At 71.6% G+C, this 22,787-nt stretch carries 21 protein-coding genes; 12 read left to right on the top strand and 9 right to left on the bottom strand.

Going from position 1 to position 22,787, the window contains the following annotated elements; genetic code table 11:
* Positions 1 to 44 precede the first annotated feature (44 nt).
* Genes OHS58_RS23085 through OHS58_RS23105 form a run of 5 tightly spaced genes read left to right on the top strand, consistent with a single transcriptional unit; the run spans position 45 to position 6,879 of the window.
* The gene (locus OHS58_RS23085; RefSeq protein WP_326947711.1) at positions 45 to 1,496 is read left to right on the top strand and encodes a sodium:solute symporter; all 1,452 of its coding nucleotides are present in this window, start codon (positions 45 to 47) and stop codon (positions 1,494 to 1,496) included.
* Entirely contained in the window at positions 1,489 to 2,433 is a 945-nt protein-coding gene (gene speB / locus OHS58_RS23090) for an agmatinase (protein ID WP_326947710.1), read from the top strand. Before OHS58_RS23085 ends, speB begins: the two co-directional genes overlap by 8 nt.
* Positions 2,430 to 4,085, top strand: coding sequence for a thiamine pyrophosphate-binding protein (locus tag OHS58_RS23095; protein WP_328643978.1), 1,656 nt, complete (start codon positions 2,430 to 2,432; stop codon positions 4,083 to 4,085). The genes speB and OHS58_RS23095 overlap by 4 nt, the downstream gene beginning before the upstream one ends.
* A complete protein-coding gene (locus OHS58_RS23100; RefSeq protein ID WP_328643979.1) occupies positions 4,082 to 5,434 on the top strand; it encodes an aminobutyraldehyde dehydrogenase in 1,353 nt (450 codons plus the stop codon). The genes OHS58_RS23095 and OHS58_RS23100 overlap by 4 nt, the downstream gene beginning before the upstream one ends.
* Positions 5,431 to 6,879 carry a purine-cytosine permease family protein gene (locus OHS58_RS23105; protein WP_328643980.1) on the top strand — a complete coding sequence of 483 codons (1,449 nt, stop codon included), beginning with the start codon at positions 5,431 to 5,433 and terminating at the stop codon, positions 6,877 to 6,879. Before OHS58_RS23100 ends, OHS58_RS23105 begins: the two co-directional genes overlap by 4 nt.
* Before the next feature lie 81 nt (positions 6,880 to 6,960).
* Here OHS58_RS23105 and dxs read toward each other — a convergent pair whose 3' ends face one another.
* Positions 6,961 to 8,874 carry a 1-deoxy-D-xylulose-5-phosphate synthase gene (gene dxs / locus OHS58_RS23110; protein ID WP_326947706.1) on the bottom strand — a complete coding sequence of 638 codons (1,914 nt, stop codon included), beginning with the start codon at positions 8,872 to 8,874 and terminating at the stop codon, positions 6,961 to 6,963.
* A 182-nt stretch (positions 8,875 to 9,056) separates the two neighbouring features.
* Between dxs and OHS58_RS23115 the strand changes: the two genes are divergently transcribed.
* Entirely contained in the window at positions 9,057 to 10,526 is a 1,470-nt protein-coding gene (locus tag OHS58_RS23115) for an aldehyde dehydrogenase family protein (protein ID WP_328643981.1), read from the top strand.
* 227 nt (positions 10,527 to 10,753) lie between these two features.
* On the opposite strand, the gene OHS58_RS23120 is transcribed toward OHS58_RS23115, so the two are convergent.
* Complete coding sequence (locus tag OHS58_RS23120) at positions 10,754 to 11,941, bottom strand: class I SAM-dependent RNA methyltransferase (RefSeq protein ID WP_326947702.1); 1,188 nt, start codon at positions 11,939 to 11,941, stop codon at positions 10,754 to 10,756.
* On the bottom strand, positions 11,938 to 14,001 hold the full coding sequence (locus tag OHS58_RS23125) for an APC family permease (RefSeq protein ID WP_326947701.1): 2,064 nt from the start codon (positions 13,999 to 14,001) through the stop codon (positions 11,938 to 11,940). The genes OHS58_RS23120 and OHS58_RS23125 overlap by 4 nt, the downstream gene beginning before the upstream one ends.
* Before the next feature lie 147 nt (positions 14,002 to 14,148).
* Between OHS58_RS23125 and OHS58_RS23130 the strand changes: the two genes are divergently transcribed.
* On the top strand, positions 14,149 to 14,814 hold the full coding sequence (locus tag OHS58_RS23130) for a potassium channel family protein (protein ID WP_247049021.1): 666 nt from the start codon (positions 14,149 to 14,151) through the stop codon (positions 14,812 to 14,814).
* On the top strand, positions 14,811 to 15,467 hold the full coding sequence (locus OHS58_RS23135; RefSeq protein ID WP_247049020.1) for a potassium channel family protein: 657 nt from the start codon (positions 14,811 to 14,813) through the stop codon (positions 15,465 to 15,467). The genes OHS58_RS23130 and OHS58_RS23135 overlap by 4 nt, the downstream gene beginning before the upstream one ends.
* A gap of 69 nt (positions 15,468 to 15,536) precedes the next feature.
* Here the strand turns inward: OHS58_RS23135 and OHS58_RS23140 are convergent, their stop codons facing one another.
* Together OHS58_RS23140 and OHS58_RS23145 are read right to left on the bottom strand one after the other, a co-directional pair.
* Positions 15,537 to 16,259 carry a DUF3159 domain-containing protein gene (locus OHS58_RS23140; RefSeq protein WP_247049019.1) on the bottom strand — a complete coding sequence of 241 codons (723 nt, stop codon included), beginning with the start codon at positions 16,257 to 16,259 and terminating at the stop codon, positions 15,537 to 15,539.
* Between the two features lie 9 nt (positions 16,260 to 16,268).
* Positions 16,269 to 16,649, bottom strand: coding sequence for an OB-fold nucleic acid binding domain-containing protein (locus OHS58_RS23145; RefSeq protein WP_247049018.1), 381 nt, complete (start codon positions 16,647 to 16,649; stop codon positions 16,269 to 16,271).
* Between the two features lie 135 nt (positions 16,650 to 16,784).
* On the opposite strand from OHS58_RS23145, the gene OHS58_RS23150 reads away from it, so the two are divergent.
* Positions 16,785 to 17,468: an alpha/beta fold hydrolase gene (locus OHS58_RS23150; RefSeq protein WP_328649848.1), complete on the top strand. Its 684-nt coding sequence runs from the start codon at positions 16,785 to 16,787 to the stop codon at positions 17,466 to 17,468.
* A gap of 58 nt (positions 17,469 to 17,526) precedes the next feature.
* On the opposite strand, the gene OHS58_RS23155 is transcribed toward OHS58_RS23150, so the two are convergent.
* Together OHS58_RS23155 and dut are read right to left on the bottom strand one after the other, a co-directional pair.
* Positions 17,527 to 18,186 carry a DUF3710 domain-containing protein gene (locus tag OHS58_RS23155; RefSeq protein ID WP_326947698.1) on the bottom strand — a complete coding sequence of 220 codons (660 nt, stop codon included), beginning with the start codon at positions 18,184 to 18,186 and terminating at the stop codon, positions 17,527 to 17,529.
* Positions 18,186 to 18,689, bottom strand: coding sequence for a dUTP diphosphatase (gene dut / locus OHS58_RS23160; protein WP_326947697.1), 504 nt, complete (start codon positions 18,687 to 18,689; stop codon positions 18,186 to 18,188). The genes OHS58_RS23155 and dut overlap by 1 nt, the downstream gene beginning before the upstream one ends.
* 24 nt (positions 18,690 to 18,713) lie before the next feature.
* Between dut and OHS58_RS23165 the strand changes: the two genes are divergently transcribed.
* Positions 18,714 to 19,196 (top strand): DUF3093 domain-containing protein, encoded by a 483-nt coding sequence (locus tag OHS58_RS23165; protein WP_328643982.1) that lies wholly within the window; start codon positions 18,714 to 18,716, stop codon positions 19,194 to 19,196.
* Between the two features lie 136 nt (positions 19,197 to 19,332).
* Here the strand turns inward: OHS58_RS23165 and OHS58_RS23170 are convergent, their stop codons facing one another.
* The gene (locus OHS58_RS23170) at positions 19,333 to 19,641 is read right to left on the bottom strand and encodes a DUF4193 domain-containing protein (RefSeq protein ID WP_086676737.1); all 309 of its coding nucleotides are present in this window, start codon (positions 19,639 to 19,641) and stop codon (positions 19,333 to 19,335) included.
* Positions 19,642 to 20,157: 516 nt separating this feature from the next.
* Between OHS58_RS23170 and cei the strand changes: the two genes are divergently transcribed.
* Positions 20,158 to 20,838 (top strand): envelope integrity protein Cei, encoded by a 681-nt coding sequence (gene cei, locus OHS58_RS23175; protein WP_328643983.1) that lies wholly within the window; start codon positions 20,158 to 20,160, stop codon positions 20,836 to 20,838.
* A 208-nt stretch (positions 20,839 to 21,046) separates the two neighbouring features.
* Here cei and OHS58_RS23180 read toward each other — a convergent pair whose 3' ends face one another.
* Positions 21,047 to 21,868 carry an inositol monophosphatase family protein gene (locus OHS58_RS23180; RefSeq protein WP_328643984.1) on the bottom strand — a complete coding sequence of 274 codons (822 nt, stop codon included), beginning with the start codon at positions 21,866 to 21,868 and terminating at the stop codon, positions 21,047 to 21,049.
* Between the two features lie 64 nt (positions 21,869 to 21,932).
* Between OHS58_RS23180 and ppgK the strand changes: the two genes are divergently transcribed.
* On the top strand, positions 21,933 to 22,700 hold the full coding sequence (gene ppgK / locus OHS58_RS23185) for a polyphosphate--glucose phosphotransferase (RefSeq protein ID WP_371827686.1): 768 nt from the start codon (positions 21,933 to 21,935) through the stop codon (positions 22,698 to 22,700).
* Positions 22,701 to 22,787: the final 87 nt, after the last annotated feature.

Below are 22,787 nucleotides of genomic sequence, written 5' to 3' on the forward strand. Positions count from 1 at the left end.
CTACGGTGACCCGAACACCACCCGAAGAGGTAAGGAGGACCGCCGTGACCGGGGACTATGTGGTCATCGCGCTCTACATCGCGGGGATGCTCGGGGTCGGCTGGTACGGCCTCCGGCTCGCGAAGACGAAGTCCGACTACCTCGTCGCCGGGCGGCGGCTGGGCTGGTTCATGTACTCCGGCACGATGTCGGCCGTCGTGCTCGGCGGCGCGTCCACCGTCGGCGGCGTGAAGCTCGGTTACACCTACGGCATCTCGGGCGCCTGGCTGGTGCTCTCCATCGGCGTCGGCATCCTGGTGCTGCACGCGGTGTTCGCGCGCCGGCTGGTGCGGCTCAAGGTCTACACCGTCGGCGAGATGCTCGACCTGCGTTACGGCGGCAACACCAGCGCGGTGTCCGGCGTTGTGATGTGGGGCTACACCCTGATGCTCACGGTGACCTCGACGCTGGCCTTCGCCACCATCTTCAAGGTCCTGTTCGACCTGCCGAACTGGGCGGGCATCGCCGTCGGCGGCGCGATCGTGGTGCTCTACTCGGTGCTCGGCGGCATGTGGTCGATCACGCTCACCGACATCGCCCAGTTCGTCATCAAGACCATCGGCATCCTGGCGATCCTGCTGCCGGTCGCGATCAGCTCCGCCGGCGGCTTCAGCGGGATGAGCGAGAAGCTCGACGCGAGCTTCTTCAGCTTCACCTCGATCGGCACGGACACGATCGTCACGTACTTCGTGATCTACACCTTCGGCCTGCTCATCGGCCAGGACATCTGGCAGCGCGTGTTCACCGCCCGCACACCGGCGATCGCGACGTCCGGCGGCATCACCTCCGGCGTCTACTGCCTGGTCTACGGCGTCGCCGGCGCGCTGATCGGGATGGCCGCCCACGCGCTCTACCCGGACCTCGGCAGCGCGCAGGACGCCTTCGCGACGATCGTCGAACGCCTGCTGCCCACCGGCGTCCGCGGGCTGGTGCTGGCCGCCGCGCTCTCGGCGATGATGTCGACCGCCAGCGGCGCGCTCATCGCCTGCGCCACCACCACGACGTCGGACCTGCTGACCAAGCTGGGCCTGAAGAACAGCGAGACCGGCGAGGTCCGTCGCAACCGGATCACCACGCTCGTGCTCGGCCTGGTCGCGATCGGCATCGCGATGATCGTCGACGACGTCGTCAACGCGCTCACCATCGCCTACGACATCCTCGTCGGCGGCCTGCTGGTGGCGATCGTCGGCGCGTTGTTCTGGAAGCGCGGCACCCGCCAGGGCGCGTACGCCTCGATGATCGCGGGCACGGTGTCCGTGGTGACGTTCATGATCATCGACGGCGTCGAGGCCAACACCCCGATCTACTGGGGACTGGGCGCGAGCCTGCTGGTCTACCTGGCCGTCAGCTTCGCCACGCCCCGCACGGCCGACTCGATCCTGACCACCTGGACCCGCCGTCTCAACGGCGAAGACACGTCCGTCCCGACCCGCGAACAGGAGCCTGCCAGTGCCTAACGTCGGACCGCTCGACTCGTCGCGGATCCCCCGGTTCGCCGGGTTCGCCACCTTCGCGCGGCTGCCGCGGATCGACCAGGTCCCCCACGCCGACGTCGCCGTCGTCGGGGTGCCCTTCGACTCCGGGGTGTCCTACCGGCCCGGCGCGCGGTTCGGCCCGGCCGCCGTCCGCGAGGCGAGCCGGCTGCTGCGGCCCTACCACCCGGAGCTGGACGTCTCGCCGTTCGCCGAGATGCAGGTGGTGGACGCGGGTGACATCGCCGTCAACCCGTTCAACATCGGCGAGGCGATCGAGGTCCTGCAGCAGGAAGCCGAGGCGCTGCAGGCGAACGGGACGCGGCTGGTGACCGTCGGCGGCGACCACACGATCGCGCTGCCGCTGCTGCGCGCGGCGGCCAAGCGCCACGGACCGGTGGCGCTGCTGCACTTCGACGCGCACCTCGACACCTGGGACACCTACTTCGGCGAGCCCTACACCCACGGCACCCCGTTCCGGCGGGCGTCGGAGGAAGGCATCCTCGACACGAGCGCGCTGTCGCACGTCGGCACGCGCGGGCCGTTGTACGGCAAGCGGGACCTCGAAGAGGACCGCCGCCTCGGCTTCGGCATCGTCACCTCCGGCGACGTCATGCGCCGGGGTGTCGACGAGACCGTGGACGCGCTGCGGCAGCGGATCGGCGACCGGCCGCTGTACGTCTCCGTCGACATCGACGTCCTCGACCCGGCCCACGCCCCCGGCACGGGCACCCCCGAAGCCGGTGGGATGACCAGCCGCGAGCTGCTGGAGATCCTGCGCGGGCTGCGCGACCTCAACCTGATCGGAGCCGACGTCGTCGAATTGGCCCCCGCTTACGATCACGCCGAGATCACCGCCATCGCGGCCTCCCACGTCGCCTACGACCTGGTGAGCCTGCTGACCTTGGGGAAGAGCGCATGACGGACACCGAACGCATCGGCGGCGACGTCGTCGTCGAGACGCTGCGCGCCCTGGGCGCCGACACGGTCTTCGGCCTGCCGGGCCAGCACGCACTGGGCCTGTTCGAGGCCCTGCGGCGCGCCGACGACCTGCGCGTGATCAGCGGTCGCGTCGAGAACAACCTCGCCTTCGCGGCCGACGGGCACGCCCGCGCGCGGCTCGCGGCGAACCCGGACGGCCCGGTCCCGGTGACGCCGCTCGTCGTCTCCACCGGCCCGGGCGCGCTGCTGACGTTGGCTTCCCTGCAGGAGTCCCGCGCGGCGTCGGTGCCGGTGCTCGGGATCTCCAGCCAGATCCCGGTGGCCGGCCTCGGCGGCGGCCGGCACGGTTACCTGCACGAGCTGCCGGACCAGCAGGCGAGCTTCGCGGGTGTCGTGAAGTCGGTGCACGTCGTGCGCCGCGCGAGCCAGATCCCTTCGGCCTTGCGCGAAGCCTGGACGTCGGCCTCGACCGCGCCGTACGGGCCGGTGTGGGTCGAGATCCCCCAGGACGTGCTGCTCGGCCCGGCCGGTGTCCCGCCGATCACGTCGGTAGCCGCCGCGCCCGCTCCCCTGGCGCCGCTGCCCGAGCTGGTCACCGCGGCGGCGGATCTGCTGGCCGCGGCGTCGAATCCGGTGATCCTCGCCGGTGGCGGCGCGCTGCGGTCCGGCGCCCACGCCGAGCTGGAGGCGCTCGCCGAAGCCCTGCGCGCGCCCGTGCTGTCCACTTTCGGCGGCAAGGGCGTCTTCGGCTGGGACCACGAGCTGTCCGGGCAGTCGTGGCTGGAGGACTGGCACAGCACGGAGTTCCTCGCCGACGCCGACGTGCTGCTCGTGCTGGGCTCCGGGCTCGGCGAGCTGTCCAGCAACTACCGCGAGTTCGCGCCGCGTGGGCGCGTGATCCAGGTCGAGGCCGACCTGGGCAAGCTGGAGTCGAACTACCCGGGCCTGGGCATCCACGCCGACGTCCGGCTCACGCTGCAGGCCCTGCTGGAGTGGGTGCCGATGCGGCGTTCGGACGGCCGGGCGGAAGCGGCGGTCGCTTCCTTGCTGTCACGGGTGAAGTCGCGTTTGGACGGTCAGGACCTGGCTGTCGAACGCAAGCTCGTCGACGACGTCCGCGCGGCCATCCCCGACGGCACGCAGACCTACTGGGACATGACGATCGCCGCGTACTGGGCCTGGTCGGTGTGGAACCCCGAGGGCGCGCCGATCCACACGGCGCAGGGCGCGGGCGGCCTCGGCTACGGCCTGCCGGGTGCGCTCGGCGGCGCGGCCGCGACCGGCGGGCCCACGCTGGCCGTGTCCGGCGACGGCGGCGCGATGTACAGCGTCGCCGAGCTGGCCACCGCCGTCCAGCACGGCCTGGACGTCACGTGGCTGATCGTCGACGACGGCGGGTACGGCATCCTCCGCGAATACCTCACCGGCGCCTTCGGGCAGTCGACGGCCACCGAGCTGGCCCGGCCCGACTTCGTGGCGCTGGCGCAGTCTTTCGGGGTCTCCGCTCAGTTGTCCACTTTGGACACCCTCGGCGCCGATCTCGCCGAGGCGTTGCGCACGCCGGGGCCGTCCGTCGTGGTCCTGCCCGCCCTGCTGAAGATGTTCGAGCCGACCCACCTGGAGCAGTCATGACGCTCGACCTGACCGACCCGGCGACCGGCGAAGTGTTCGGCACCAGCCCGATCGCCACCCAGTCCGATGTGGACAACGCTCTCGAATCGGCCGCGCGGGCGTTCAAGGTGTGGCGGCGCAGCACCCCGGCGCAGCGGCAGCTCGCGCTGCTGAAGATCGCGGACGCGCTGGAAGCGCGTGCGGCGGAGTTCGCCGACCTGGAAGTGCGCGAGACGGGCAAGATCCGGTCCGTTGTGCTGGACGAGGAGATCCCGGAGTGCGTGAGCGCCCTGCGGTTCTTCGCGGGCGCCGCGCGGCAGCTGGAAGGCACCGCGGCCGGGGAGTACACGGCCGGCCACACGTCGGTGATCCGCCGCGAGCCGGTCGGGGTCTGCGCGCAGATCGCGCCGTGGAACTACCCGCTGATGATGGCGATCTGGAAGATCGCCCCGGCGTTGGCCGCGGGCAACACGGTGGTGCTCAAGCCCGCCGAGACGACCCCGTCGACGGCCGTGCTGCTGGCCGAGGTCGCCGCCGAGTTCCTGCCGTCGGGCGCGTTCACCGTCCTGACCGGCGACCGCGACACCGGCCGCGCCCTGGTCAAGCACCCGATCACGGCTCTGGTCTCGATCACCGGGTCGACGCGGGCGGGCATCGACGTCGCCACCGTGGCGGCCGCCGACCTCAAGCGCACCCACCTGGAGCTGGGCGGCAACGCGCCGCTGCTGGTCTTCCCCGACGTCGACCTCGCCTCGACGGCGGAAGGCATCGTGGGCGCCGCGTTCTACAACGCCGGGCAGGACTGCACCGCGGGCAGCCGGGTGCTGGTGCACGCCTCGATCCACGACGACTTCGTCGCGGAGCTGACCAAGGCCGCCGCCGCGCAGACGCCGGGCGTCGACTTCGGCCCGCTCAACAGCCGCGCGCAGTTCGACCGCGTCCAGGGCCTGCTCGAGCGGCTGCCGTCGCACGCCCGCGTCGAAACCGGCGGGGTTCAGCACGGCGACCGCGGGTTCTACTTCGCCCCCACGGTGGTTTCCGGGCTGCGTCAGGACGACGAGATCGTCCAGGAGGAGATCTTCGGGCCGGTCGTCACCGTTCAGTCCTTTTCGGACGAAGACGAGGGGGTCGCGCTGGCCAACGGCGTGCCGTACGGGCTGGCGTCGTCGGTCTGGACGCGGGACCTCGCGACCGCCGCGCGCGTCTCGGCCGAGCTGGACTTCGGCTGCGTGTGGGTCAACACGCACGGCCCGCTGGTCGCCGAGATGCCGCACGGCGGCTTCGGCCACTCGGGGCACGGCAAGGACCTGTCGGCGTACGCCTTCGCCGAGTACACCCGCGTCAAGCACGTGATGACGCGGTTCGCGTGAGCGGCGGGATCACCGAGGTCGAGCAGCACGGGATCGCGCCGATCCCGCCGGAGGAACAGACTTCGCGCCCGCGTGACCTGTTCCGGATGGCGTTCGGCGGCGCGAACACGTTCGCCACGATCATCCTCGGCACCCTGCCGATCGCGTACGGCCTGAGCTTCCGGGCCGCGCTGGCGGCGACGGCGATCGGCGTGGTGCTCGGCGGGCTCGTCCTCGCCCCGATGGCGTTGTTCGGCCCGCGCACCCGCACGAACAACGCGGTGTCGTCCGGCGCGCACTTCGGCGTCGTCGGCCGGTGCGTCGGCTCGTTCCTGTCGCTGCTGACGGCGATCACGTTCTTCGCGATCTCGGTCTGGGTCAGCGGCGACGCCGTCGCCGGCGCCGCGCAACGGCTCTTCGGCTTCGACGGCGGCGCCGCGCTGCGGGCGGTCGCGTACGGCGTCATCGCGATCGCGACGCTGGTCGTCTGCATCTACGGCTACCGGTTCATGCTGCTGGTCAACCGGGTCGCGGTGGTCCTCGGCACGGTGATCATGCTGCTGGGCGTCCTCGCCTACGGTGGCACGTTCGACCCGGGCTTCAGCGGCACGGGCACGTACGCGCTGGGCACGTTCGGGCCGACGTTCATCCTCGCGGTGGTCACGGCCCTGGCCAACCCGATCTCGTTCGGCGCGTTCCTCGGCGACTGGTCCCGCTACATCCCTTCCCACCACAGCAAACGCTCCCTGCTGGCGGCACCGTTCCTCGCGCAGGTGGCGACGCTGCTGCCGTTCGGCTTCGGCATCGCGACGGCCACGCTGGTCGCCGACCCGGCCGACTACATCACCGGCCTGACGGCGATTTCCCCGCTCTGGTACGCGATCCCGCTGATCGTGGTGGCGCTGATCGGCGGCCTGTCGACGGGCACGACGTCGCTCTACGGCACCGGCCTGGACTTCAGCTCGATCTTCCCGCGGCTGTCACGGGTGCAGGCGACACTGCTGATCGGCACGCTCAGCGTGGTGTTCATCTTCGTCGGCAACTTCGCGCTCGACATGGTGTCCAGCATCAACGCGTTCGCCACGCTGATCGTGCTGTGCACCTCGCCGTGGATGGTGATCATGATGATCGGCTTCGTCCAGCGACGCGGCTTCTACGACGTCGCCGACCTGCAGGTCTTCAACGAGGGCCGCCGCGGTGGACGTTACTGGTTCACCCGCGGGGTGAACTGGCGCGCAATGGCGGCCTGGATCCCGGCAACGGCGCTGGGCCTGTTGTGCGCGAACACCCCGATGATCGCCGGCCCGCTACGCAACATCGCAGGCGGCGTCGACATCAGCCTGCTGGTAACCCTGGGCACCGCGGCAATCGCGTACCCGCTGCTGGTGAAGCTCTTCCCGGAACCGGCGGAGGTCTTCGGCCGGGCAACCGCGCCGATGCGCGACGCGGTAGCCGCCGAAGCCTGACCCGCGAGGTCGGCGGTAAAGCCGTGAAGGCCTCCTTACCGGCCATAAGAGCCGGTAAGGAGGCCTTCACGGCCCTCACACTCAGCTGCGGTCGGCGCTCTTCTCGGACCGTTCCGCGGGTGCGCCGATGCGGCCCGACGCCCACTCCGTCACCCGGCGGGCGACGTCCTGGGCGGTGAGGCCGATGCGGGTCAGGACCTCGTCGCGGCTGCCGAGGTCGTGGAACGTCTGCGGGACGGCCAGGTCGCGCAGCGGGACGTCGCACTCGGCGTCGCGGAAGACCGCTGCCAGGGCCGAGCCGAAGCCGCCGTGGCGGCCGCTGTCCTCGACCGTCACCACCAGCTTGTGCTGCTCGGCCAGCGCGACCAGCTCCGCGGGCACCGGCAGCACCCAGCGCGGGTCGACGACCGTGACGCCGATGCCCTGGTCGGCCAGCCGGGCCGCGGCGGCCAAGCCGAGCGTGGCGAACGCGCCCACCGTGACCAGCAGGACGTCGGCGCCCTCCTTCGGGCGGCGCAGCACGTCGACCGTACCCAGCCGCTCGACGGCGGTGACGTCCGTGCCGACCTTGCCCTTGGAGAACCGCAGCGCGGTCGGGCCGTCGGCCACCGCCACCGCTTCGCGCAGCTCCTCGCGCAGCGTGGCCGGGTCGCGCGGCGCGGCGACGCGCATGCCGGGCACCATGCCCAGCAGCGACAGGTCCCACATGCCGTGGTGGCTCGGCCCGTCCGGCCCGGTGATCCCGGCGCGGTCCAGCACCAGCGTCACCGGCAGGCGGTGCAGCGCGACGTCCATCAGGACCTGGTCGAACGCGCGGTTGAGGAACGTCGAGTAGATCGCGACGACCGGGTGCAGCCCGCCCATGGCGAGACCGGCGGCCGAGGTGACGGCGTGCTGCTCGGCGATGCCGACGTCGTACCAGCGGTCCGGGAACGCCTCGGCGAACTTGTCCAGCCCGGTCGAGCGCAGCATCGCCGCGGTGATCGCGACGACGTCGTCGCGGTCGGCGCCGATCTTCGCCAGCTCGTCGCCGAACACGCCGGTCCAGCTGGGGCCCTTCACCGGCGGCAGGCCGGTCTCCGGGTCGATCGGGTCGGTCTGGTGCATCTGGTCGTGCTCGTTGTTGACCGCGGGCGCGTAGCCGTGGCCCTTCTCGGTTACCACGTGCACGATCACCGCGCCGCCGAACGCCTTCGCGCTCTGGAACGCCTTCTCCAGCGCGGCGAAGTCGTGGCCGTCGACCGGGCCGAGGTACTTCAGGCCGAGGTCGGAGAACATCGCCTGCGGGCTCAGCGCGTCCTTCAGGCCGGCCTTCGCGGCGTGCAGGGCGGCGTAGATCGGCTTGCCGACGACGGGGGTGTGCTTGAGGAGCTCGCGGCCGCCGTCGAGCAGGCGCTCGTACCCGGGTTGCAGGCGCAGCGCGGCGAGGTGGTCGGCGAGCCCGCCGATGGTCGGCGAGTAGGACCGGCCGTTGTCGTTGATGACGATCACGACCGGGCGGTCCCGGTGCGCGGCGATGTTGTTGAGCGCTTCCCAGCACATGCCGCCGGTGAGCGCGCCGTCGCCGACGACGGCGACCGCGTGCCGTTCGTCGTCACCCAGCGCGAACGCCTTCGCGAGGCCGTCCACATAGGACAGTGCCGAAGAGGCGTGGCTGCTCTCCACCCAGTCGTGCTCGCTCTCGGCGCGCGACGGGTAGCCGGTGACGCCGCCGGTCTGGCGCAGCTTGTCGAAACCCTCGGCGCGGCCGGTGACGATCTTGTGGACGTAGGCCTGGTGCCCGACGTCCCAGACGATCGCGTCGCGCGGCGAGTCGAACACGCGGTGCAGGGCCAGTGTCATCTCGACGACGCCGAGGTTCGGCCCCAGGTGCCCGCCGGCCCTGCGGACCTTGTCGACGAGGAAGTCCCGGATCTCGGCCGCCAGTTCGCCGAGGTCCTCGACACTCATGCGCTTCAGGTCCGCCGGTCCGCTGACGGACTCCAGCATCGTCACTCGTCTCCACCTCGCTCATCCACGACCACGTTCCGGCCAGTCTACGGAGACCCGCCACCGAGGTTCCGCCCGCCGCGTCCGGCGTCACAGGCGGAGCGCGACCACCCGTCATCACGCGGGGTGAACCTCGTCTCCCCGCGCTGCTGTGGCGGTTACGCCGCGTGGCCACGAGAATGAGCGGCATGGCGGACTTCTTCATCGGCGGCGACTGGGTGGACGCGGTGGCCGGCGGGCGGCGCGAAATCCGCTGCCCGGCCGACGGCACCCCGGTCGCGACGGTCGCCGAGGGCACCGCCGCGGACACCGAGGCCGCCATCGCGGCGGCGCGGCGCGCGTTCGACACCGGGCCGTGGCCCGGCACGCCCGCACACCTGCGCGGTGACCTGCTGTTGCGCACCGCCGACCTGCTGGACCGCGACGCCGAGGCGTTCGCCAGGGCCGAGTCGCTCGACACCGGCAAGCGCCTGGTCGAGAGCCGCTACGACATGGCCGACATCGCCGCCTGCCTGCGGTACTTCGGCAAGCTCGCGGCCCAGGACGCGGGCCGCGTCGTCGACACCGGCAACCCGGACGCCTTCAGCCGGATCGTGCACGAACCGGTCGGTGTCTGCGGGCTGATCACGCCGTGGAACTACCCGCTGTTGCAGACCGTGTGGAAGATCGCACCCGCGCTGGCCGCGGGCAACACGTTCGTGCTCAAGCCCAGCGAGCTGACGCCGCACACGGCGATCCTGTTCCTGAAGCTGCTCACCGAGGCGGGCCTGCCGGACGGCGTCGCGAACCTGGTGCTCGGCGCCGGTGCGGAGGTCGGCGCGCCGCTGGCCGAGCACCCGGACGTCGACCTGGTGTCGTTCACCGGTGGCCTGGCGACCGGCCGGACCATCGCCGCGGCGGCGGCCGCCACGGTCAAGAAAGTGGCCCTGGAGCTGGGCGGCAAGAACCCGAACGTGGTCTTCGCCGACGCCGACTTCGAGACGGCGGTCGACTACGCGCTGACCGCGGTGTTCCTGCACTCCGGCCAGGTCTGCTCGGCGGGCGCGCGGCTGATCGTGCAGCGCGAGTGGCACGACGAGTTCGTCGCCGAGCTGGTGCGCCGGGCGGAGCGGATCCGCCTCGGCGGGCCGTTCGACGCGCAGGCGGAAACCGGCCCGCTGATCTCGGCGGCCCACCGCGACAAGATCGAGAAGTACGTGGCGGCGGCGCTGGCCGAGGGCGCGGTGCTGCGCACGGGCGGCCGCCGGCCTGCGGATCCGGCGCTGGCCGGCGGCTTCTACTACCTCCCGACCATCCTGGACCAGGTGGAACAGGGCTCGTCGGCGGTCGTCGACGAGTCGTTCGGGCCGGTGCTGACGGTCGAGACGTTCACCGACGAGGACGACGCCGTCCGCATCGCCAACGACACCCACTACGGCCTGGCCGGCGCGGTGTTCACGCAGGACGCCGGGCGGGCGCAGCGCGTCGCGGGCCGGCTGCGCCACGGCACGGTGTGGATCAACGACTTCCACCCGTACCTGCCGCAGGCGGAGTGGGGCGGCTACAAGCAGTCCGGCTTCGGCCGCGAGCTGGGCCCGTCGGGCTTGGGCGAGTACACCGAGACGAAGCACATCTACCAGAACCTGCGCCCGGCGCCGCAGCGCTGGTTCGCGGGCTGAGCTGTCGCCCGATCGGGATCCACCGAACGGCCCAGCCGCGGAACGGTGACCGGAAAGCCAGCCGTGGGCCAGGTACTCGTTCACGCGCATGTGGACCAGGAACTCCCCCAGCACCTCACCCAACGGCCACCTTCGCGCGGTGACCAGGCCGGTCACCCTCGACGCGGCCCGGTCGAAAGCGTCGAGAACAGTCACCAGGACAGTGTGACGACCACCACCGGCAAAACTCAGGACAGCAGCGCCACGCACTCCACGTGGTGCGTCATCGGGAACGCGTCGAACGCGCGCAGCGCCGTCAGCGCGTAGCCGTGCGAGGTGAACGTCGCGAGGTCGCGGGCCAGGGCCGCCGGGTCGCAGGCGACGTACACGACGCGGTCCGGCTGGCCGGCCACGATCGACTCCACCACCGCCTTGCCCGCGCCCTTGCGGGGCGGGTCCAGGACGACGACGTCGACGGGCTTGTCCGCGGCGGACAGCACGTCCTCCACCCGCCCGGCCTGCCACGACACCTGCGGCAGGTCGGCGAGGTTGTGCTGGCCGTCGGTGACCGCGCGGCGGCCCGACTCGATCGCCAGCACCCGCCCGGATTCGCCGACCTGCGAGGCCAGCACCGACGCGAACAGCCCGACGCCCGCGTAGAGGTCCCAGGCCGATCCGCCCGCCGGCGCTTCCGCCCACTCCGCCACGACCGCGGCCAGGGTGGACGCCGCCGCCGGGTGGACCTGCCAGAAGCCGTGCGCGTCGAGGCGCCAGTCGCGGCCCGCGGCGTGCTGCACGGCCACGCCGCCCGACAGCTGCCGGGCGCGGACCTTGCCGCGCACCGTCGACAGCTCGCGGACGTGGGTGCGGCCGTCGCCGTCGCTGGTCACCTCCAGCTCGCTGCCCGGGCGCCAGCGCCGCGCGAGGACGTCTTCGAGCTCGCCCGGGACCGCGATCGGGCAGTCCTCCAGGGCCACCACGCGGTGGCTGTGGTGGGCGCGCAGGCCCGCGCGCCCGTCCCGCCCGGCGACCAGCCGGACGCGGCTGCGCCAGTCCAGCACCCCGCCGTCGAGGGCCTCGACGACGACCTCGCGTTCGATCCCGGCCAGCCGCTGCAGCTGCTCCGCGACCACCGCGGCCTTCAGCTCACGCTGGTACGACGGCGACGCGTGCTGCCAGTCGCAGCCGCCGCACGCGCCGGGCGCGGCGAGCGGGCACGGCGGTGTGACGCGGTCCGGTGACGGCTTGAGCACCTCGACCGCGTCGCCACGGCAGAACGAGCCGCCGTTGTCCTCGGTGACCTCGACGCGCACGTGCTCGCCGGGCAGCGCGTGCCGGACGAACACCACCCGTCCGTCGGCGCGGGCCACGCAGTGGCCGCCGTGCGCGACCGCACCGACCTCCACCTCGAGGACTCGGCCTTGCCAGGACGTCATTCAGCGGGCTCCTTGGGTTTCGCGACGGGCTTGGAAACGGGTTTCGAGACGGGGGTGACGGGCGGGACGCCGCCGGGTGAGAACCCGCGCCGGACGTCGCCCGCGGCGGGCCGTTCGTTCCGGACGCGCGCGGCCGCCTTGGCCGAGGACTCCAGCTGCCACGGCACGCTCGCCACGATCACGCCGGACTGGAACAGCAGACGGCCCTTGAGCCGCAGCGCGCTCTGGTTGTGCAGCACCTGCTCCCACCAGTGACCGACCACGTACTCCGGGATGAACACGGTGACGACGTTGCGCGGGTTGTCGCCGCGCACGCGCTTCACGTAGTCCAGCACCGGTTTCGTGATCTCGCGGTAGGGCGATTCGACGACCTTCAGCGGCACCTTGAAGTTGTGCGCGTCCCATTCGGCGGTGAGCCGGCGGGTGTCCGCGTCGTCCACGTTGACCGTGACGGCTTCGAGGACGTCCGGGCGCATCGCCTTGGCGTAGGCCAGCGCGCGCAGGGTCGGGCGGTGCAGTTTGGACACCAGGACGATCGCGTGGTTGCGCGACGGCAGCACGGTCGGGGTGTCGCCGAGGTCCTTGAGCTCGTCGGCGACGCGGTCGTAGTGCTTCCGGATCGCGGTCATCAGCACGAAGATCGCGATCATCGCGGCGATCGCGATCCACGCGCCCAGCAGGAACTTCGTGATCAGCACGATCACCAGCACAACGCCGGTGCAGGTGAGGCCGACCGCGTTGACCGTCTGCGAGCGCCGCATCCGCCGCCGCTTGGCGGGGTCGGTTTCCTTGGCCAGCAACCGGTTCCAGTGCCGGATCATGCCCGCCTGGCTCACCGTGAACGACACGAACACGCCCACGATGTACAGCTGGATCAGCCGGGTCACCTCGGCGTCGAAGGCGATGATCAGCACCAGCGCGAACGCCGCCAGGAACAGGATCCCGTTGGAGAACGCGAGCCGGTCGCCGCGGGTGTGCAGCTGCCGCGGCAGGTAGCGGTCCTGCGCCAGGATCGAGCCCAGCACCGGGAAGCCGTTGAACGCGGTGTTCGCGGCCAGCAGCAGGATGATGCCGGTGGAGAAGGAGATGTAGTAGAACGCCGGCGGGAAGTCCGCGAACACCGCGTGCGCGATCTGCGCGACGATCGTCTTCTGCTGGTAGCCCGCGGGCGCGCCGGCGAGCTGCTCCGCCGGGTCCTCGGCGAACTTGACGTCGGTGATCGTGGCGAGCGTGATGATGCCGACCAGCATGGTGACGGCGAGCAGGCCCATCATCAGCAGCGTGGTGGCCGCGTTCTTCGACTTGGGTTTCTGGAACGCCGGGACGCCGTTGCTGATCGCCTCGACCCCGGTCAGCGCCGCGGCGCCGGAGGAGAACGCCCGCAGCACCAGGAACGCGTACGCGACACCCGCGAAGGATCCTTCGGCGCTCAGCGTGAACCCGGCGCTCTCGGCCTTCATCTGGGTGCCGGTCGCCGCCTGGAACAGACCCCAGACGACCATGATCATGATGCCGATGATGAACCCGTACGTCGGGATCGCGAAGGCCTTGCCCGACTCGCGGATGCCCCGCAGGTTCAACGCCGTGAGCACCGAGACGATCACGATGGACGCCAGCACCTTGTGCTCGGCGACCCACGGGACGGCGGACCCGATGTTGGCCACACCGGACGAAGTGGACACCGCGACCGTGAGGACGTAGTCGACGAGCAGCGCGCTCGCGACGGTCAGCCCGAACTTGCCGCCCAGGTTCGTGTTGGCGACCTCGTAGTCACCGCCGCCGCTCGGGTAGGCGTGCACGTTCTGCCGGTAGGACGCGACGACGACGAGCATCACCAGCGCGACCATGATGCCGATCCACGGCGCCAGCGCGTACGCGGACAGCCCCGCGACGCTCAGCGTCAGGAAGATCTCTTCGGGCGCGTACGCCACGCTCGAGAGCGCGTCGGACGCGAAGATAGGCAGCGCGATGCGCTTCGGCAGGAGCGTGTGAGCGAGCCTGTCACTGCGGAACGGACGTCCGAGGACCAGGCGTTTCAGCACGGTCGGGAACTTCGACACCACCGGACAGTACAGCGGAGCGGCGCTTCTCCGTCGAGGGCGGTGGCGGGGAGGACGGTGGAGCTGACCGGCGGGGCGCAGGGTAGGTTCGGCGCTGGCATGTCGGGGTAGGTACGGACGGGAAACCGCCGAATGAGGAGGCAGGGCGTGCACGTGGTGATCATGGGATGCGGCCGGGTCGGCGCGTCCCTGGCCGCTGCGCTGGAGCGGCTCGGCCACGAGGTGGCCGTCATCGACAAGAACCAGCAGGCGTTCCGCAGGCTGGGCAGCGACTTCCACGGCCAGCAGGTCGTCGGGGTCGGGTTCGACCGCAAGGTGCTGATCTCGGCCGGGATCGAGCGGGCCGGCGCGTTCGCCGCGGTGTCCAGCGGCGACAACTCGAACATCATCTCGGCGCGGGTCGCGCGCGAGAACTTCGGCATCGAGCACGTCGTGGCGCGGATCTACGACCACAAGCGCGCCGCCGTCTACGAGCGGCTGGGCATCCCGACGGTGGCGACCGTGCCGTGGACGACCGACCGGTTCCTGCGCACCCTGCTGCCGGACGGCGTCGCGTCGGCGTGGCGGGACCCGTCGGGCAACGTCGCGATCCTGCAGCTGCCGCTGCACGAGGGCTGGGTCGGGCACTCCGTGAAGTCCCTGCAGGAGGCGAGCGGCGCGCGGGTCGCGTTCATCATGCGCTTCGGCACCGCCGTGCTGCCGGAACCCAAGACCGTGCTGCAGGCCGACGACGACGTGTGGGTGGCCGCGCGCTCCGGCACCGTCAGCGACGTGGGCAGCGTGGCCAACCGCGAACCGGAGGACGAGGCATGAGGGTCGCGATTGCCGGTGCGGGCGCCGTGGGCCGGTCCATCGCCGCCGAGCTGATCGACGGCAGGCACCAGGTGATGCTCATCGAGCGGGAGGCCGACCAGTTCGAGCCGCACACCGTCGAGCAGGCCGACTGGGTGCTCGGCGACGCCTGCGAGGTCTCGATCCTGGAGGAGTCCGGGATCGAGCAGTGCGACGTCGTGATCGCGGCGACCGGCGACGACAAGGCCAACCTCGTGGTGTCGCTGCTGGCGAAGACCGAGTTCGCGGTGAAGCGCGTCGTGGCCCGGGTGAACAACCCGGCCAACGAGTGGCTCTTCACCGACGCCTGGGGCGTCGACGTCGCGGTGTCGACCCCGCGGATGCTCGCGGCGATGGTCGAAGAGGCGGTCAGCGTCGGCGACCTCGTGCGGCTGATGACGTTCCGGCAGAGCAACGCGAACCTCGTCGAGCTCACCCTCCCGGAGGAGACGCCGCTGGCCGGGAAGCCGGTGAGCGAGCTGGACCTGCCCCGCGACGCGGCGCTGGTGACGATCCTGCGCGGCGACCGCGTGATCGTGCCGCAGCCGGAGGACCCGCTCGAGCCGGGCGACGAGCTGCTGTTCGTGGCGACGTCCGACGTCGAGCCGGAGATCCGCACGGCCCTGGGCTACTGACAAAAGCCGTGAAGGCCTCCTTACCGGCTCTTATGGCCGGTAAGGAGGCCTTCACGGCTTTGGGGAACTTCAGGCCTCGGGGGCCGCGTACTTTTCGCGGAGCCGGGCTTCGACCTCGGCGTCGGTCTCCGGGGCCGGCTCGTCCTCGGCCATCGCCTTGAGCCGCTTGTCGGACCGGCGCACCGCCCAGACGACCACCAGCAGGCCCAGCGCGTAGAGCGGGTAGCCCATGGCGATCTTCGCGAAGGCCAGCCAGCCGGTGTAGTCCTCCTGGTAGAGCCACCGCTGCACGACGAACCGGGCGGCGAAGATCGCCGCCATGGCCAGCGTGGCGACGTCGTAGCCGTAGCGGGACGGCTTGTCCTTGCGCCACGCCTGGCCGGTGCCGTTGAGCATGTTCCAGACGACGCCCGCGATCGGGTAGCGCACCACCACCGACAGCACGAAGATGCCGCAGTAGACGAGGCTCGCGTAGATCCCGAAGAGGAAGAACCCCTTCGCGGACCCGGTGCGGTAGGCGATGAACGCCGCGATGGCGACGCCGAAGAACCCGGAGATCGCCGGCTGCAGCGGCTCCTTGCGCACCAGCCGCAGCACGGTGATGGCCACCGCGCTGCCGATCGAGGTCCAGATGGCCGCGGTCAGGCCGAAGAAGGAGTTCGCCAGGACGAACACGATCACCGGCAGCGACGAGTAGATCAGGCCGGACACGCCGCCCATCTGCTCGAGCAGGGTCGGCTGCGGTTCATCCGCGTCTTCGGTCTTCTTCTCGCTCGGGGCGGGATCAGTCACGATAGGTGATCAACTCACTGGGCTCTGGAGTTCGTAATAGGGGTTGTACAGCACCTTCTGGCCGTCACGGGTGGCCATCCGGCCGCGCACCTTGATCGTCCGGCCCGGTTCGATGCCCGCGATCCGGCGGCGGCCGAGCCAGATTAGCGTCACGCCCTGTGTCCCGTCGAACAGCTCCGCCTCGAGCGTGGCGGCTTCGTTGGTCGGGCAGAGCTCGACACTGCGGAGTCTCCCCAGCACGGTGACCTCTTCGCCGGAGCGGCAGTCGCAGGCGCGCTGCGCGCCTTCGGCGTCCGACCTCATCGACATCTCGTCGGCGTCGAGATCCTCGACGTCGCTGGTCAGCTTGCGAACCAACCGGCTGAAGTAGCCGCCGTCTTTGGCGGACATAGGTGCTCCTGTGCTCCGGGGCCCCCGACTTGGTCTTTGCGGCCCGAACGTTTCCAGCGTACTGCGGTCCCCGTCAGGGAAACGCCTTTGCGCAAAGATCGCAACGTGACGTCCGCAATCCCCGCTCCCGCCGCCGTGCTGCTGCCCGGCACCGGCTCCGACGAGGTGTTCGTCCGCGCCGTCTTCGCCGGCCCGCTGCGCGCCCTCGGCGTCCCGCTCCTCACGCCGGCGCCGCCACCGGGGGCGACGCTGGCCGACGGCTACCTGGCGATCCTCGACGCGCTGGCGGACGAACACGGCGAACTGCTCGTAGGCGGCATTTCGTTCGGCGCCCACCTGGCCGCGGAGTGGGCCGTGCGCAATCCCGGCCGTTGCGGGGGCCTGCTGGCCGCGCTCCCGGCCTGGAACGGGGCTCCGGGCCCAGCACCCGCGTCGCTCGCCGCGTCGCTGTCGGCGGATCTGGTGGCCCGTTCCGGGGTCGACGGCGCGCTGGCGCAGACCGTCGGCAGCCCGGACTGGCTGCGGGCGGAACTGGACCGCGCCTGGCGCCGCCACGGCGACGGCCTGGCGGCGAGCCTGCGCGTCGCGGCGGCCCGCCCGGCGCCGTCGCTGGCCGAGCTGGCGGCGCTGACGGTGCCCGCGGGCGTCGGCACGTGCACCGACGACCCGATACACCCGACGAAAGTCGCATCCGAGTGGGCCGCGACCCTGCCTCGAGCGTCGCTGGGCGAGACGACCCTGGCCGCGCTGGGCGCCGACCGCGAGTCACTGGGCCGCGCGACGGTGCTCGCCTTCCTGCGGGCCCTCGAAAAGCCGTGAAGGCCCCCTTCCCGGCTCTTATGGCCGGTAAGGGGGCCTTCACGGCTTTTGTCGAGCGTCAGCCCTGTTGCTGGGCGGCGATGTGCTCCGCGACCGCCTCGGGGAGCGTGATGGTCAGCGGCGTCCGGACCGGCATCGGCGCGTCACCGCGGTCGACGATCGTGCGGCGGACGATGTCCCGCAGCACCTCCACCGCCGCCGCGGCCTCCGACTGCGGTCCGGCGATGACGCCGCGCAGCATCCAGCGCGGCCGGTCGATGCCGACGAAGCGCAGCGAGACGTCGCCGACGATGGCCGAGATCTCCAGGCCCCACGCGCCGCGGCCGATGTTGACCTTGGCGCCGTCGGCCCGCAGCTGGTCGGCCAGCTCGGTGCTGACCTCCCGCCACAGCCCGCCGGTGCGCGGCGCGGCGTACGCGCTGACCGTGATCTGGCCCTGCTCGGTGACGACGTGCACGGCCCGCACGCCGCTGGTCTCCGGGTCCATCTCGACCTGGACCTGCGACCCGTCGGGCACCGGCACCTTCACCGAGCCGAGGTCGATCCGCGGGACGCCGTCGTCCTCGAAGTCCGCGACGTCGAACGGGCCGTCGGAGACGTCCGACAGCTCGGAGTCCTCGCTGAACTCGTCGTCCTCGATCGTGTCGTCGGCATCGGGCGCGGCGTGCCGTCCCGCGGACCCGCCCTCGGTCCGCCGCTTGCGTCCGAAAATCCCCACTACTTCTCCGTTCCTTCCCCAGCCACGGCGCTCGCCGCGAGCGCGTCTGCTCCCAGTGTGGCGTGTCCGCCCGTGGAGCCGTAGCCGCCGGCGCCCCGTTCGGTCGCGTCGAGCTCGGCGACCTCGACGAACTCGGCGTGTTCGACCCGCTGCACGACCAGCTGGGCGATGCGGTCCCCGCGGGTGAGCTTCACCGGGTGCACCGGGTCGTGGTTGATCAGGCAGACCTTGATCTCACCGCGGTAGCCCGCGTCGATCGTGCCCGGGGTGTTGACCACCGAGAGACCGACCCGGGCGGCCAGGCCCGAGCGGGGGTGGACGAACCCCGCGAAACCCGGGGGGAGCGCGATCGCGACACCGGTGCCGACCACCCCGCGTTCCCCGGGTTCGAGCACGATATCCGAGGTCGTGACGAGATCGGCGCCCGCGTCGCCCGGTCGGGCGTAGGCGGGCAGCGGGACATCCGGGTCGAGCCGGGAGAGGAGTACCTGAACGCTGGACACGGGCGGCGAGATTACTCTCTACCCGTGGGTGAATCAGCGAAGACGGCCTCGAGCGCCGCGGTCCGGCACTCCGAGCGGCTCTACGTCCCGTGGTGGGGCTGGCCGCTGCCGGTCCTGGGCGCGATCCTCCTGGCGGCCGAGATCGACCTCGGGTACCCGGGGATCCGGGCCTGGCTGCCGTACGTGATCGCGTTGCCGGTGGTGGTGGCGCTGCTGCTGTCGCTCGGCAAGTCCCGGATCCGCGTCACCGGCGGTGACGAGCCCGAGCTGTGGGTGGGCGACGCGCACCTGCCACTGCGCTACGTCGGCGAGGTGGAGATCTTCGACAAGGACGCCAAGCGCAAGGCGCTCGGCCGCGACGGCGACCCCGCGGCGTACGTGCTGCACCGCGGCTGGGTCGGCCCGGCCGTGCGGATCCGGCTCACCGACCCCGCGGACCCGACGCCGTACTGGCTGTTCAGCACCCGGCACCCGGAGCGCGTCGCCGAGCTGCTCGAGGGCGCCTGACCGCCCGGAGACGTGGAAGGGGGCCGGCCTGCCGGCCGGCCCCCTTGTCCCCAGCGCGCTTCGAGCCCTCCCTTGATCCCTCAGGGCTCTCCGTCGCGTCTGTTCGTCCCGAACCCTGGTCCGAGCTCCCGCGCCCTCAGGCGCAGTCGCGGCAGATCAGGCGTCCACCGCTCTCCTCGGCCAGCCTGCTGCGGTGGTGCACCAGGAAGCACACGGAGCAGGTGAACTCGTCCGCCTGCTTCGGCACCACCTTCACGGTCATGTCCTCACCGGAAAGCCCGGAGAGGTCGGCACCCGGAAGCTCGAAGTTCTCGGCGGTCGCGTCCTCGTCGACGTCGACGACGCCGGACTGGTTCTCGTTCCGCCGGGCCTTGAGCTCCTCCAACGAGTCTTCGGCCAGCTCGTCGGCTTCGCTGCGGCGCGGAGCGTCGTAGTCGGTAGCCATGTGTCCCTCACCCCTGCGATCAGCTTGTGTAGTCGTTTTCCCGGACCCTCGGGTGCGCCCGCGAGTCCGCCGTGCCGCTGGTCAACGTTCCAGGGCCGCTGTTTGTGCCCGACGGCCGGAGTGACCGAGGTCTCTCTCGTTTTGGGCCTCGTCCTGCGGCCGGAGCCCGGGAAGGGTAGCTCACGCCTTCGCGGCTTCTGCAACGAGTCAGACATTGCCGGGGATTCGTCACCCGACAGGGGGAACCCGCAGGTAAGACGCGTTGTCGTCCATTCGGGTTGCCCCCGGGTGGAGAACCTCACGGGGGGCCCGTGTCCGCTTGCCCCGGCCGACCCCCGCGTGGTGCGATCGCCGCACGGGGACAGGCCTCCGGGCGGCGCCCGGGACCACGGCGGCGCCCGGGAAACCGGCGGGGTGACCCGGACCCGCGCACGCGGGTCGCAGCGCCTAGGCTGATCGGCCACGACGGTGCCGACGAGCTGCCGTCGGGTTCTGGGTTCGGGAAGGGACGGGCAGGTGGCGTCGGGGAACGGCATCGGGGACCGTGCGGCGCGGCCGTACCGCAGGCACAAGCCGCTGCCGGCGCTGATCGTCATCGGCGTGCTGGCGCTCGGCGCGATCATCGTCTGGATCAACGCCGCGGTCGGCAAGGGCGACGTCGACGAGGCCGTCCGGTGCGACCCGCAGGCCAGCCCGCCGCCGGGTGTCACGTTCAGCACACTCCCCCACAACGCCCTCGACGACCGCGCGCCGGTGCCGCCGGACAAGGTCGCGGTGAAGGTCCTCAACGCGTCGAGCACGCGCGGCCAGGGCAGCATCACGACGACGGCGCTGCACGAGCTCGGGTTCACCAACACCGGCGAGCCGGCCAACGACCCCGCCTACGAGAACCGCGAAGCGAAGTGCCGCGGCCAGATCCGCTTCGGCGAGAACGGCATCACCGCGGCCCGCACGCTCGGCCTGGTGGTGCCCTGCGCCGAGCTGGTCCAGGACAACCGCAAGGACGCCAGCGTCGACCTCGTCACCGGCACCAACTTCGGCGACATCCGCCCGCGCGCCGAGGCCCGCCAGGTCCTCACCCAGCTCGCCGAGTGGTCCAAGGCCCACCAGGGCGGCGGCAACGAGCAGTCCGCGGGCGCCCAGGCCCCGGTCATCGACCAGACCCTGCTGGCCTCGGCCCGCGACGTCCAGTGCTGACCCGCTGACCCGACCCCCTGCGTACGCGACCCGACCCCCTGGGTACGTGAGCCGACCCCCTGGGTACGTGAGCCGACCGCACAATCACGCGAGTCGTCCCCTCAATCACGCGTGTCGTCCGCCCAATCACGCGTGTCGTCCGCCCAGACACGCGCGATGCCCTCCCGATCACGCGTGTCCGGCCCTCAGAGCCTCCGCAACGGCCCTCTCAGACGTCCGCGGCCCCGCACTCCCCCAGCGCCTTCCGCAGCGGCTCCGCGATCGACGGCGCCGCCGCGTACGTCGCGTCCGCGCCGAGGTCCGGCGCCGAACCCGGCAGCACGACCGTCGCGCCCGCCTCCGCCGCGATCAGCGCGCCCGCGGCCCAGTCCCAGCGGTGCAGGCCGTGCTCGACGTACGCGTCCAGCCAGCCCGCCGCGACCGCGCACAGGTCGAGCGACGCCGCGCCGTTGCGGCGGATGTCGCGCACCCGCCCGAGCAGCCCCGCCGCGAACCGCGCCTGCCGCGTCCGCCGCTCCGCCGAGTACGCGAACCCGGTCCCGACGAGCGTCAGCTCCAGCCGCGACGGCGCCGAGACGCCCAGCCGGCGGCCGTCGAGCCACGCGCCCTGACCGCGCGCGGCCGACCACACCCGCCCGCTCGCCGGCTCGACGACGGCGCCGGCCACCGACACCCCGCCGATCTGCGCGGCGACGGACACGCCGAACCACGGCAGGCCGTAGAGGAAGTTGACCGTGCCGTCGATCGGGTCGACGACCCACGTGACGCCGTCGTCACCCGCGGTCCCGCCGCCCTCCTCGCCCAGCACCGGCTCACCGGGCCGCAGTTCGGCGAGCCGGGCGCGGACGAGCCGCTCCGACTCGTGGTCGACGGCGGTGACCACGTCGGTGTCCGCGGACTTGGTGTCCACGGCGACCGACCGGCCCGCCGCCATCCCGGCCCAGGCCTCGCGGACCAGCTCGGCGGCGTCCGTCGCGACCTGCACCGCGACGCTTTTCAGCAACGACTCGTCAACTCCCACGTCCGCCATGTCACCACATCCGGTTAAAGTCTCCGAGGCAGGCTTCTGAATCGTGCGAGAAGGGACCACGTCCGTGGTGGAGGCGACCCGCCGAGGTTTCGGCATCGACATCGGCGGCAGCGGGATCAAGGGCGCGTTGGTCGACCTGGACCGGGGGCAGCTCATCGGCGACCGGATCCGGATCGAGACGCCCAAGCCGTCCACCCCCTCGGCGGTGGCGGACGTCGTCGCCGAGATCGTGGCGCAGGCGGGCTGGGGCGGGCCGGTCGGCGTGACCCTGCCGGCGGTCGTGAAGAAGGGCGTCGCGCACACCGCGGCCAACATCGACAAGCAGTGGATCGGCACCGACGCCGACGCGCTGTTCGCCAAGCGGCTCGGCGTCGGCGTCGACCAGGTCGCGATGCTCAACGACGCCGACGCGGCCGGCATGGCCGAGATCCGCTTCGGCGACCCCGTCGCGCGCACCGGCGTCACGGCGCTGCTGACCTTCGGCACCGGCATCGGCAGCGCGGTGTTCCAGGACGGCAAGCTCGTCCCGAACACCGAGTTCGGCCACCTGGAGATCGACGGCCACGACGCGGAGAAGCGCGCGGCCGCGTCGGTGAAGGACAACGAGGGCCTGACCTACCCCGAATGGTCCAAGCGGGTGCACCGTTATCTGACCGTGCTGGAAAACCTGATCTGGCCGGATCTGTTCATCGTCGGCGGCGGCGTCAGCAAGAAGGCCGAGAAATGGGTGCCGCTGCTGGACATCCGGACCCCGGTGCTGGTCGCGAAGCTGCTGAACAACGCCGGGATCGTCGGGGCCGCGGCCGCCGCGGCCGAGGGCATCCAGCACTAGACCGGCGCCGGAGCCGGCGTCGGTTTCGACGCCGATTCGACACCTCCGGCCGGCCGGAGGGTGATCGCTTCGCGACGCAGGCGCGTA

Source organism: Amycolatopsis sp. NBC_00348 (assembly GCF_036114655.1).
GTDB lineage: Bacteria > Actinomycetota > Actinomycetes > Mycobacteriales > Pseudonocardiaceae > Amycolatopsis.

Bases quoted from the DNA above. Each gene is read 5' to 3' on its own strand.
- OHS58_RS23095 (WP_328643978.1), top strand. From the start codon at position 2,430: ATGACGGACACCGAACGCATCGGCGGCGACGTCGTCGTCGAGACGCTG.
- OHS58_RS23100 (WP_328643979.1), top strand. From the start codon at position 4,082: ATGACGCTCGACCTGACCGACCCGGCGACCGGCGAAGTGTTCGGCACC.
- OHS58_RS23115 (WP_328643981.1), top strand. From the start codon at position 9,057: ATGGCGGACTTCTTCATCGGCGGCGACTGGGTGGACGCGGTGGCCGGC.
- OHS58_RS23120 (WP_326947702.1), bottom strand. From the start codon at position 11,941: ATGACGTCCTGGCAAGGCCGAGTCCTCGAGGTGGAGGTCGGTGCGGTC.
- OHS58_RS23135 (WP_247049020.1), top strand. From the start codon at position 14,811: ATGAGGGTCGCGATTGCCGGTGCGGGCGCCGTGGGCCGGTCCATCGCC.
- OHS58_RS23145 (WP_247049018.1), bottom strand. From the start codon at position 16,649: ATGTCCGCCAAAGACGGCGGCTACTTCAGCCGGTTGGTTCGCAAGCTG.
- OHS58_RS23170 (WP_086676737.1), bottom strand. From the start codon at position 19,641: ATGGCTACCGACTACGACGCTCCGCGCCGCAGCGAAGCCGACGAGCTG.
- OHS58_RS23180 (WP_328643984.1), bottom strand. From the start codon at position 21,868: ATGGCGGACGTGGGAGTTGACGAGTCGTTGCTGAAAAGCGTCGCGGTG.